7 protein-coding genes are annotated in these 11,650 nt (G+C 52.4%); all 7 read right to left on the minus strand.

Annotation, left to right across the window (positions count from 1 at the left end; translation table 11 throughout):
* Window positions 1-45 precede the first annotated feature (45 nt).
* The 7 genes from GJJ30_RS03315 to GJJ30_RS03345 all read right to left on the minus strand — a co-directional run bounded on the left by GJJ30_RS03315 (window position 46) and on the right by GJJ30_RS03345 (window position 11,545).
* On the minus strand, window positions 46-3,054 hold the full coding sequence (locus tag GJJ30_RS03315) for a CHAT domain-containing protein (RefSeq protein WP_154173108.1): 3,009 nt from the start codon (window positions 3,052-3,054) through the stop codon (window positions 46-48).
* Between the two features lie 29 nt (window positions 3,055-3,083).
* Window positions 3,084-5,954: a T9SS type B sorting domain-containing protein gene (locus tag GJJ30_RS03320; protein WP_154173110.1), complete on the minus strand. Its 2,871-nt coding sequence runs from the start codon at window positions 5,952-5,954 to the stop codon at window positions 3,084-3,086.
* Between the two features lie 102 nt (window positions 5,955-6,056).
* Complete coding sequence (locus tag GJJ30_RS03325) at window positions 6,057-6,785, minus strand: hypothetical protein (RefSeq protein ID WP_154173112.1); 729 nt, start codon at window positions 6,783-6,785, stop codon at window positions 6,057-6,059.
* A gap of 11 nt (window positions 6,786-6,796) precedes the next feature.
* Window positions 6,797-8,395 (minus strand): OmpA family protein, encoded by a 1,599-nt coding sequence (locus GJJ30_RS03330; protein ID WP_154173114.1) that lies wholly within the window; start codon window positions 8,393-8,395, stop codon window positions 6,797-6,799.
* Between the two features lie 21 nt (window positions 8,396-8,416).
* Window positions 8,417-9,232: a hypothetical protein gene (locus GJJ30_RS03335; protein ID WP_154173116.1), complete on the minus strand. Its 816-nt coding sequence runs from the start codon at window positions 9,230-9,232 to the stop codon at window positions 8,417-8,419.
* A 28-nt stretch (window positions 9,233-9,260) separates the two neighbouring features.
* Window positions 9,261-10,964, minus strand: coding sequence for a hypothetical protein (locus GJJ30_RS03340; protein ID WP_154173118.1), 1,704 nt, complete (start codon window positions 10,962-10,964; stop codon window positions 9,261-9,263).
* A 68-nt stretch (window positions 10,965-11,032) separates the two neighbouring features.
* Window positions 11,033-11,545 carry a hypothetical protein gene (locus GJJ30_RS03345; RefSeq protein WP_154173120.1) on the minus strand — a complete coding sequence of 171 codons (513 nt, stop codon included), beginning with the start codon at window positions 11,543-11,545 and terminating at the stop codon, window positions 11,033-11,035.
* Between the last annotated feature and the right edge of the window lie 105 nt (window positions 11,546-11,650).

Here is an 11,650-nt window from a genome sequence, read left to right on the forward strand (position 1 = left end):
AAATGCTTTTTTGTTTTTGCTAACTTCCCGACGCGGATAGCCATTTTACTCAACCAGTACAAAACCGGCCCACTTGATCGGATCGGCCCTGTGGCGGTTTCGCATCATTTCCTGAGCCTGCAAAAAAGCTTTTTCCACCGGAATTCCCTGAATCCAGGACCGGTAAAATTCTATCATAAACTCGGACGTCTCCTGATCCGGCACTTTCCATAAACTCATCACCAGGCGCCGGGCTCCCGCCAGTTTAAAAGCGCGCTGCAAACCGTATACGCCCTCGCTATCCATTACGTCACCCAACCCCGTCTCACAGGCCGACAGCACCACCAGCTCCGTGCGATCCAGATTGAGCTGAGCAACCTCATACGCCGTCAGAATACCGTCTTCCAAACCCGTAATGGGCCTGCCCCCCATCCACACCCGTTCTGCCCCGGCCAACAACAGACCCGATCGCAACAAGGGATTTTCGGCAGTCTGGTACAGATTTCCGGTTACGGCGTCCTTTTGGCGGAGCCGGGCCGGGGAAAAAAAACCGTGTGTAGCCACATGCAGCACCTGCGGAGCCGATGAGCGCTCGAAGAGCTTGAACGATTCTTCATTGGCTCGCCACTCGGTCAGAAGTTGGCTGGAAATTTGCCGGTTTTGAAACAAACGATGAATGGCCGAGGCTTCCGCCAGTGTTCCCGGCAAATACGCCAATGAATTGCTGCGGGTTAAATTAATCGGTAACGAATTAATCGCCAGCCGATTATCAATGGTAGTTGTAGTCTGGTGAACACCCATTGACCACGCAGCCGAATCGGCCTTGAAGATTGAGCCGCCGTAAACCACCGTGTTCCAATTCGGCTGTGGTACTGTACCAGGTTGTTCCTGTACCAATGTGCGTGTACTAAAGCGCTGGTATAGGCGGTATTTGTCGCTCAAAAGTCGGCCGTCGGGTAAGGGAAGGGCGGCAAAAGCAAGCTGATGCAAACCGCCGTCCGGGGAATAATAAATTTCCTCAACACCGGTTAAATGCTGTTCCAGCGGTGCCCAGAGGAGCTGGTAAAGTCGGCGACCGTAGGCGGTTTTGGCTCCCCCGATCAGGATGGAGCCCCGACTGGCGTACAACTGTCCCACCGGTCGGCGGGACGACCCGATCGGGCGGAAAATAGCGTCCAGTTGCTTTGCATCACACAGCGTTATGAGCTTCGGTTGCAGGTAGCCCGGCCGGATTACAAAAGCCACGTAATAAACCGAATCGGTTTGACGAAGTCCTTTATAGAGGGCATACCGGACAAATTCGATAGCCGCCTGATGGGGTTTCAGGCGCTTTTGCACATCCATCCACTGAATCTGCTGAGCCTCTTCCAGTAAGCGAAAGCTTTGTGATTGCCGGGTCAGTTGTTTTTCAAGCTGCTCAACCCGTTCCGTCAACTCCGTTCTGGTTGCCAGCCGGGCCGGATCCGGGTTTTGGATGAGTTGCGCGAGCGCTCGTTTTTGCGTCTGCCACTCACCAAAAACCCGAAGCAAAGATGTATCACCGCTGGCCGTCACGCGGTGCCGCAGTAAATCAACGTTCTGCAGCAGATTACCTTTCAGATACAGCGCCGTATTTAGTAATAATGATGGAGCATGAGAAAACCGATTAAGATGCTGCGTATAAAAAGTAGCCAGGTAATTAAACAATTGCGAGAACGGTTTTTGCGCCTGTGTATTCTCGTATTCCGACAAGAACTGACTAAACAATTTACTCTCTTTTAATTGGGCTGCCAGATTCAGTTTTAACAAGGAATCGGCCAGGGTCCAGTTTTGCCGTAAAACCTGAAGTTGGGAATAGTTATGAAGTGAAACCGTGTAGCCCGGATGATCTTTACCGACCGTCATTTCATCTATTTGCATGGCTTCTTTAAACAAAGAATCGGCGGCCTGATACCTTTTCATTGAAGTATATAAACTACCCATATTGTTCAATGAAATGGCATAACTATGGCCTTTATTACCCGCAATTCGTTTTTTAATTTGCAGGGCTAGCTGGAATAATGAATCCGCTGCATCGTATTTTTTCTGAAAATGATTTACTTCGGCGAGGTTGTTCAGATAAGCCGCGTAATTTGAATTTTCCTCACCAATATTATTCCTGATACTTACGAGCGCTCTCCTGTATAAAGAATCCGCCTTCGCAAACTGTTTCTTTTTGGTGTAAGTCATACCCAAATGATTCAGAAGGCCAATATAAGCCGGGTGTTTTACATCGGCGACTTTCTTCATTAACTCATGAGCCTGCAAATAAATCTCAATGGCTTTGTCATACTGTTCCACGTCAAAATAATACCCGCCCAGAAAACTTACCGTTGTTGCGTACGAAACCGAATCCTGGCCGAAGAAAGAATTACTCTCGCCGAGTTTATTCCGGTAAATGGCCAGCGCTTCCCGAATCAGGGGTTCAACTTTATTCAACTGACCATCCCGTTCATAAAAAGCCGCTAAATTGTTAAGTATTCTTGCGTACTTCAGTGTATTCTTTCCACTCTTTTTTTCTGTTATTTTTAAAGATTGCTGATAGAACTGACTTACTTTATCAAAATAACCAATACTCATGTAGCAACTCGCAAGATTGAATAGACTTGTCGCATACTCCGAAGAATCTTCTCCCTGAAATTTAAGAATGAGTGACGCGGATTCTTCCAAACATTCTTTGGCTTTCCAATAGTCACCGACTTCTCTAAATGCGTCACCAATATTATTTAAAAAATAAGCATATATTAGCTCACGGTCGCTTATTTCCTTCAGTAATTGAAATATACCTTCAGCGCGCGCTCTGGCTTTTATAAAGTTGTTTGCTTTTAACTGTAACTTAATAATAGCTATAGAATAAGTAATATAAGTAACATTTTTCTTCCCCCATTTTTTATCAATTTGGTCCAGGTATTCTTCGCCGAAAATAATCGCTGGCATGGGGTCGGCCTGATTAAACAGACTATTCCATTTCAGCGAAGCCTCTACGTCTATTCCCTTCTGGGCGGCAGCTAGAAAAGAAATAAACATCAGCAAAAGAAGGGCGACAAACCGGCGCATAGCGTGCAAGAATGAAGGCGATAAAAAGATCAACGCGTTACTATAACTGTTCCCGCCAAACGCTTCGCGGGTGAATCATACCGGATGACATACGTATAGACACCGTCCGGCAGATTCTGCCCGCTAAAGGGCTCATTGTAACCGATGGAATGAAAGACAACCACACCCCAGCGGTTATAAACCGCCACCTCAACGTTTTTAAAATGAGCGGCATTTCGCAGTTCCCAAACGTCATTGTGGCCATCCCCGTTGGGCGTAAAAATCTCAGGGACATACAATTGAGTCGAAACCGATACCAGCACACGGCCTTCCGCCGTGCAACCGAACTGATCCTGAACGACCAATCGGTAGGTGGTGCTTGTATCCGGCGATGCCAGCGGACTGGCAATGGTCGAATGATCCAAACCGGTGGGCGGGCTCCAGTTGTATTGATAGGCCGCACCGGTCGGACCCGGCAGGTTAACCGACGTTCCGCGCTGGATTTTCAGAAGATTCGGCAGATTTACCTCCGGCAGGGGTCTGACGAGAACCGTTCGTTTGGCGGTTCCGCTCTGGCAGGCCGAAGCTCCCGTAATCGTATAGATAATTTCGTGGGTTCCAACGCCCGCCAAGGCCGGTGAAAACCGGGTGCCCGAAACCCCATTCCCACTAAAACTACCACCGACCGGCGTTCCGACTAGTTGCAACGGTGCCCCGGCAATCCCGCAAAAAGGCGGAATCGAATCCAGTCGCACATCGATTTTATCAATTTCCGCAAGCGGCCAGTTGGTCGAAACCGCCGAACACTGGTTCGGGTCCGTAACCCGAACCTGGTAATTTCCGCCCTTTTTCGCTTCGTACGTGGCCGTCGTTGCGCCGGGTAAACCGCTGCCATCCAGTAGCCAGAGGTACTGGAGCGTTCCGCTGCTGCCGGTGGCCGTGAGCGTCGCGCTGGCATTTCGGCAGAGTTGAGCCGGTCCGCTGAGACTGACGGTGGGCAATGTGGCGGTCGAAACGATTTTGGAACCCGATGTAGCCGTACAAGAGTTAGCTCCTCTGACTACAACGCTGTACATACCGGCCGCGCTGACGTCATAAACCGCCGAAGTAGCCCCGCTGACCGGCGTGCCATCCTTCAGCCACTGATACGTCGCGCCATTGCTGGTCGTTGCCTGCAACCGCAGCACACTTCCCGGACAAACGGTGTTGGCCGCCGGAAGAATAGTCGCATCCGGTGGCGAATTCGTCGCAACGGCCAGGGAGGCCGAACGGCCGGAACAACCATTGGCATCCGTAACGGAAACCAGGTAATTACCGGCCACCCCGGTTTCGTATCGCGGGCCGGTTGTTCCAACAAGGGTTGTGGAATCACGCTGCCAGCGATAGGTCGCTCCGGCAGCCGTCGATGCCGCCGTCAGCGTCAGGGAACCGCCCTGACACAACGCGCCGGTGGTGTTGCTGACGGTCAGATTCACGGTTGGATTGGGACTAACGGTGATGGAAACGGGGCTGGAAACAGCCGACCGGGGGCAAGCCAGTTCTTTGGACACCAGAACGGTATAACGACCCGCCTGCCGGGAAATCAGCACCGAATCGGTAGCGCCACTGATGACTTTGCCATCCAGGTACCACTGATAATTCACGTTTTTCAGGGGCGATTTGGCGTTGAGCTGTACGGCATCGTTCTCACAAAGTGTATTTCCGGCCGGTTGACCCGGTTTTCCCACAGCCGTCACAACCACCGTTGGCGTCGTTACGGCCGGGCATTCCTTGACTTGAATCACCAGTTCGCGCCGTAATTCGAATCCTTTGAAAGCTCCCTGAAAGAGTTCGGCTTTGACTACGTACCGGTACGTACCCACTTTCGTTGGCGTGCCGGTAATCACACCGTTCTGGTCGATTTGCAAAGGACTGGAACTTTCCATGAAACTGGAAGCTCCGTAGCCGGTCGCCCAGCCGACGTCCTTCACCGGCGTGTTGGCATCACCGGTCGATGGCGAAACCAAGGAATACTGAATTCGGGTGAGATTCGCACTGGGGTACGAATAGCTGGCCAATCGTACTGGCTGATTCACGCAGGTTTCAATGCGGGAAGGCAATCCGAAAATACCACCAAATGTGCTGTGGCTCGCGGTTACGTTATATTTCGTGCGATCGCCGAGTTCCATGTAAAAAACCACGGGCCCGGTTCCGTTGATATTGTCGCTTACCTCCCGGCAGCAAACCGGTTCAGTGGTTACATAATAGCCACCGGGATCGTTGTAAACGGCTGACTGAAAGTTGATTGCCCCAAAATACAGCACATCCTGAATTTTGGAGGAATCGCCATTACAGGCGGCTGGCAGGGGTGTATACTGCCCGTCGAGAACCGAACCCCGGCTCATCGTTACGGTTGTTACCAGCCCATTGTCGCGCTTGCGGTAAACGTAGGCCCGGATCGACAGCGGAAATTTATTGCGTGAACCGGTATTGGTTAAGTAAACCGCCCGCAGGAATACACTGGACTGAAGTTCGGCACTGCCGTTGTAATCTTCCAGTTGGCCGCCCAAAATGGGTAACAGCCCGCCCGAACCGCACTGATTGGTACTGATCGTGGTGTTGGCCGAAACGGCTGATCCGGTGCAGTTACCGGTTTGATTGATGGTTACGGAATATTCCCCGGCCTGGTTGACCACCAGCGAAGAACCGCTGGCCCCGGCCACATCCGCACCGTTGCGTTTCCACTGGTACGAAACGCCGACTGCACCGGTAAGCGCGTTCAACTGAACGCTTTCACCGGTGCAAAACGACGCATTGGCCGCTTCGTTGGGATGCCCAACCTGCGAAATTTTAACGGCTGGGATTGCCAGTGTCGGGCAATTCTGGCCATAAGCCGCCCAGGCACTGAACAATCCCCAAATCAGGAAATAAAAATGCTTCATGCAGAACAGAGTTTAAAAGCAAATTACTGAATTGCATGTATTATTTATCATTTTTTGCTATTGGTAAATTAAAGTTTACAATACCTCAAAAACGAGTGCAAATTATTGGCTAAACGGCAGCGGGTCAGGGGTTGCTGAAGCATCTGTCGACTCCTGCTTTTCATTGGCTTTCAGGCGGAAAACGCTGATTCGTTCCGAAAAACCGTCGGCATCTTTAAAGGACCGCCCCGTGTTGATGGGGATGATGTCGTTATTAATATCCCCGTAATCTTCCAGAACCAGCAGCGAATACTGCATATTCCGAACGCCCTGCGCGTTGATTTCGCCCGAGAACACGTCGAGCAGCCGCGAGCGGGAGTTGTTCTGCTTCACGTTCTCGGAGACAACAAAAACCGTAAACTGATTGCCCCGGCCCGAGATAAACGCCTTCTGCCCTTTCGATTCCGAAGTCAACGCGCCGGTATTCGTGTTAAACGTCTTCTGGTCGAGTTGCGCTAACTGCCGGGATGCGTCCTGATTGTAAATATTGACTTTCTGATCCGTAAACCGGGAGCCAACCGTATAACTGTCGTTGGGAACCGTCGTTTTGGTCATGCGCAGTTCCGAAACGAAGTAAATTCCCTGAATATCCGGGGGAGTCCGGCCGTCGTAAACCGTCACGCCCAAATCCCGCACCTTGTCGATGGCTTCCTGGGGAATGGTGTTGACAATGACAGTGCTGAAATCATTACCGGTCGGCACAATCACTTCGCGCTTGATGGTGCAGGACCAAAAGCCAAGTAAGCCGAAAAGCAGGACAACTAATTGTATTCTTTTATTCGCGTTTTTCATGGTCAGCAAGTTTATTTTTTGATGGAAAATCCGATGCCCAGCCGCAGGCCCGCGTAGTGCATGGCCGGGTTACCCCACTCCTGCTCCCAGGCTTTTTTGCTTTTGGCGGCCTGGTAAAAAGCGCAGAGATCGAAGTGTACTTTTCCGTTAAGATTCGTGGTGTAGCCCAATGCCGCCCCGTAGCCGGTCTGGGTTGCTTTGAAGGTTTTCTGTTCCCCGTCAAAACCAGCTTTGACCGACAGCAGGTTAATTCCACCTTCGGGCATGATGTACAAACCCCGGTAGAGATACGCCCGCAACGCCAACCGAACCGGAATCTGCGACGCAAGGCTGTGGTAGGTGCGGATGGGGGGAGCATCCCGGCTTTCCTTGTATTCGACCAGCGTCGACCAGCGCCGGTAACCGGTTTGAATGCCGAGCGAGAAGCGGGACGAAAACCGGTAGTCGACCTGCACCACTCCGCCAAAGCCCAGCGTGTGCGCGTAGCCTCTCCGAAGCTCAGTCCACGGTTTTTCGGCCAGCATAAAACCGGTTTCGCCCAGCAGCTGCATCACGACGTGCGGCCGGAAGCGGTTTCGAACGGGCCGGGGTGGCGCGGGCTGTTCGGCTTCGGGTTTCGGAACCTCCTGACATTCAATCATCCGGATCGTGTTGTCGGCAAAAATAACCCGATCGACTTCGGAACAGGGCAGTTCCTGTAAAGGGGCATCCTCGGATAGTTTATACAGCACGTTCCGGCTTCCTTCGTCGATGTAAACCAGCGGAGCGGTTATGAGCTGGCCATCCTTCCGCTGAATCCGGTTCGTCAGTGCCTGATCCAGACCAACCAGTTGCATCTCAACCCGCCGGTTCATTTCCCTCCCATTTTCGGTCGTATTGGATGCGACCGGCTGCGTCTGACCAAATCCCCGATAACTGATCCGTTTTTCCGCAATACCGCCCTTCGTGATCAGATACGTCCGCACGGTTCGCGCCCGATTCTCCGACAGAATCTGGTTGTCGCGCGCCCTTCCCACATTATCCGTGTGGCCGTCAATCGTGATCATCAGGGCCGGAAATTTGCTCAGCGCCCGACTGATCGTGTCGAGGTAAGTCAAGCTACCGGCCGTCAGAATGGCCGAATTCGTTTCGAAGTTAATGTCCTGTAATTTAATGCGTAAGCCCTTGAGACTGGCGTGTTGCCGCAGGGCCTGCAAAATGACGCTGGTCAAACCGCGATCCTGACTAATGCTGTCTCCGGCCGCCGAAACCGGGGTCACCACTTCCGTCGGCTGCGCCACGGGGGCCGCTGGCGACGGCGTTGCGGTGGGAGCCGAAACCGGGGGGCTGGCGGACTCGGCCGCGGACAGCGCAAACCGGCGGGACTCGATCCGCTTGACGTTCGAGCGGGCGATCCGGTACACCTGCCCTTTGGGGGCCGTCAACAGGCGGTACCGGATCTGCGTATCGGTCACCAGAACAATCCGACATTTGACGACAGTGCCGTTTGTATGATAAATCAGATCCGGTGATTCTGCTTCCACCCGGCTGGCAGAAGGACTGGACTGGGCAACAACGTTCCGAAACGGTAACAAAATTGCCACGACGAAAAAGATGAGTTTTGCGTACATAATAACCAGAGAAAAGAGTGATTAAAGTCGATTACCGGCCCGTCGAGCCATTTTGGGAAGTTTTTCTTTCAGAGCTTCGAACAGGTTATTCGTCGCCGATTCACACATCGGCAGCAAATCGTCCACTTTGAGTTTCAGCGCAAAACCGCCGACTTTGGTATAGTCCTGTTCGGAGTAGGCGCTTTCCTGAATATTGAAAACCCGCTTGCCGTCCTTGTTGTACAAATCCAGGGTTACGTAGGCTTTCATGGCGGCTTTTTCCACCATGCTGCCGGTCACAAACCCCAGGGCCGAGCGTTTGTTGGCCAGCGAAAAGCTCAGGCCGATCACCATGATCCCGTCGGCCTGGCCGTCGAACATCCGAACGATATCCGTCGTGGCCGAGTTATCCTCGGTTCTGGTCAGCTTCCCCATCAAACTGGGTTCTCCCATAAACATCAGCAAGTGGTATCCGGGGGGCGCAATACCGATCCGATCGGTTAATTCGGCGGCCAGTCGGTACAGTTTGGTGTCTTTTACTTCCTGATTGTAGGCCCGGTATTTGGGATTGTTCAGCACCGTGGCTTCGTCAAGCACCTGGAAAGGCAGCTGCGGAGCAAACTCCGTGAAAAACAGCTTCTGGAAACGGAGCAATATGGGCATCACCTCGAACCGGGGGTCAACCGCGATCTTCTTGAAATACACCAGCACGGCCGGGTCAATACCGCCCAAATCTTCGGCATGAATCAGTTTATCGGCCTGAATGGAAACTACCGCTACCTTTTTTTGCTGACTGTAGGCCGGACCAGCGACCAGCGAACCGATCAGCAGCATGAGAGAGAGAAATGCGTTCTTCATTGGAGTTAAGAGAATGATTGTGAGGTTTTTATTGATTTTTACAACCGGTAATCGCCTGCTGGAATAGCTGAACGCTGGTTCGGGCGGTTTCCAGATCCGGGAAAGCCAGACTGATCTGACCGACGTAATTGGAAGGCTGGCCGTCTTTCCAGCCCTTGATGATTTTTTCTTTCCCGCTGGTGGGCAGATCCAGCAGAACTTCCCGCCCGGAAACGGTCATTTGAACCGCCTGCGGGTCCAGATCCGACAGTTTCAGATCGTATTTCAGCTCGGTGTTCTTTTTCCCGCCCGACCGGTTTTTGTACGTCCACTGGCAGCGGTTTCCGGCCGGTTCCAGCACCTGCCTGCCCGTGGTTTCCTCCCCGCCAGCCGCCGATACTTTAGCGGCTACCCACTCCATACCGCCCTTCGGCGGAGTGGTCGCCATCGTATTTTTGCAGCCCGCAACCAGCTTTTCCAGCAGCGCCGGAACAAACCGGATGGTTTCGATATCCGCAGCGAGCAGTTCCAGTTTGTTGCCGTAATTGCCCCGTTCGCCGTTCTGGAAATAGCTGATCCACTTGTTTTTGCTGGCAGTCTCCAGTTTCAGCACAAACTGCCGACCCTGGGTTTTAAGGGTTGCCGACCGGGCGTCCATGTCGGCCCACTGAAATTGGTACGTTTCCTCTTTGGGACGCCCACCGGTTTCCCGTTGCACCAGCGTTGCCTGACAGGCCGGTTTTAGCTCCTGCTGGAACGATTCGATGGGTCGTACGGCACCGGCAAGTCGCTGCAAGGCTTCGGGCAACGACTGGTACTGAACAAAACGCGCCTGCTGCTCAGCCAGTTGCTTTTGCGCCAAGTGTACCCATTTCTGCCAGGCCAGCTTCAGGAGCTGCGCTTTGTAGGCCGACTTGCAATCGATTTCAACCGATGAAACCGTGTTTGCCCAAACCCCGTTTTTTCTCAACCGAACAAACGATTCTTTGCTCTCGAGCACGACCTGTACCGATTTGCTTTTGGCGCTGATGGTCACTTTCTGCGGATCAAAATCGGCCAGGTTAAACCGGTAAAGCCCTTCTTCGGGTTTGCCGTTCCGGGCCTCTTCAACCCGCAGCAACTGCATCACCAGCGGATTGTCGGCCTGACGTTCCAGGCTCTGGCGGCACGGTTCGGCCCCGGTCGTTTCCTGATCCAGATTGGATTGTATCCAGGTCAGCAACCCCTCGAAGTTGTCCGGAAAATGCGCATCGGCTTCAAAACACTTTTCAGAAAGCGGCTGCGCCTGTCGGAACAGGTCCACCAGCAAGCGGGCTTTGTCTACATCCGACGCATACAACTGGATACGGTTTCCGTTCGTCTGGCTTTCGTCGTCCTGACGGATACTTATATACGCAGCCTGCTGTTTGGTTTTTAAACCGACGGCAATCAGGTCTTTTTTCACCTCATACTGCACCGATGCGGGATCGATATCCGCCAGATTGAAGCGAAACGTATGGACAGCGGTTTTACCCTTTTTATCCGTTTCCTTGCGAACGATGGTCAGCAGGTAAGGCCGCGCCGGATCGACCTGCAACGTTTGTTCAAACGTCTGGGAGGCACCGGTTACGGTTTTAAACCGGTCGTCAAACTGGCGCAACAAACTAACTAATCCACTGGTCGGCGGCGCCTGAGCCGACGCCGACACACTTATCCAACTCATCAGGAATCCGAGAATCCATCTCGTAAACCGGATACCGTTCAGTTTTTTCATCCCTTAAAATTTGTTTTGTCCGACCGAAATTGCCGACCAGATAGCGTAGCTGTTGAGACCAATGAGCGTTATTTACTTCCCAGAATATACCCGATCCGCAAGCCGCCGACCGGCGTGACTGCCCCGCCAAAAATCCCGGCATCTTCGCTGCCAACTCCCAGAGCAAAACCGCCCGCGATTCCGAGACAAGGCTCTATCGTGAATTTGTTTTTGATGATGAATTGATACCCCGCAATACCGCCCAGTTGAACGATTCCGACACCGGCGTTGAGATCGTCTTCGATAAAATCATTGAATCGGACGTACCACAGCAAAGCCGTAGGGGCGACCCAGAATCCGGCCGGAGCTTTCTTTTCCTTGTTCAGCAAGCCATAAAACCGGTATTCTCCTTTTACACCCAAAGCTGTAATACCGACGGTGGGCAGCGGGTAAATGGTCGCGCCGACGTAAAATGAATTTTTGTCATTCAGGACTTTTTCGTAGCCGACACTAACCAGCGGGGCATACTTGATAATCTTGTCCTGCGCCCGAACCGCGTTGATTACCAGGCAAAAAGCGAGCAGCAAAAGTGCTTTTTTCATGAATTTGGTAGTTTATTAAGTTAGCAATACATTCCCGGTGGCCTTCCGATTACCAGCCGTTTCGATCCTTTATCGTTCCCGAAAAGCCCGATTGTCAGGTGGGGG

This window comes from Larkinella terrae (assembly GCF_009668025.1).
Classification (GTDB): domain Bacteria; phylum Bacteroidota; class Bacteroidia; order Cytophagales; family Spirosomataceae; genus Larkinella; species Larkinella terrae.

Excerpts from the sequence above, each read along its gene's own strand:
- GJJ30_RS03315 (WP_154173108.1), bottom strand. The coding sequence starts at position 3,054 with ATGCGCCGGTTTGTCGCCCTTCTTTTGCTGATGTTTATTTCTTTTCTA.
- GJJ30_RS03320 (WP_154173110.1), bottom strand. The coding sequence starts at position 5,954 with ATGAAGCATTTTTATTTCCTGATTTGGGGATTGTTCAGTGCCTGGGCG.
- GJJ30_RS03325 (WP_154173112.1), bottom strand. The coding sequence starts at position 6,785 with ATGAAAAACGCGAATAAAAGAATACAATTAGTTGTCCTGCTTTTCGGC.
- GJJ30_RS03330 (WP_154173114.1), bottom strand. The coding sequence starts at position 8,395 with ATGTACGCAAAACTCATCTTTTTCGTCGTGGCAATTTTGTTACCGTTT.
- GJJ30_RS03335 (WP_154173116.1), bottom strand. The coding sequence starts at position 9,232 with ATGAAGAACGCATTTCTCTCTCTCATGCTGCTGATCGGTTCGCTGGTC.
- GJJ30_RS03340 (WP_154173118.1), bottom strand. The coding sequence starts at position 10,964 with ATGAAAAAACTGAACGGTATCCGGTTTACGAGATGGATTCTCGGATTC.
- GJJ30_RS03345 (WP_154173120.1), bottom strand. The coding sequence starts at position 11,545 with ATGAAAAAAGCACTTTTGCTGCTCGCTTTTTGCCTGGTAATCAACGCG.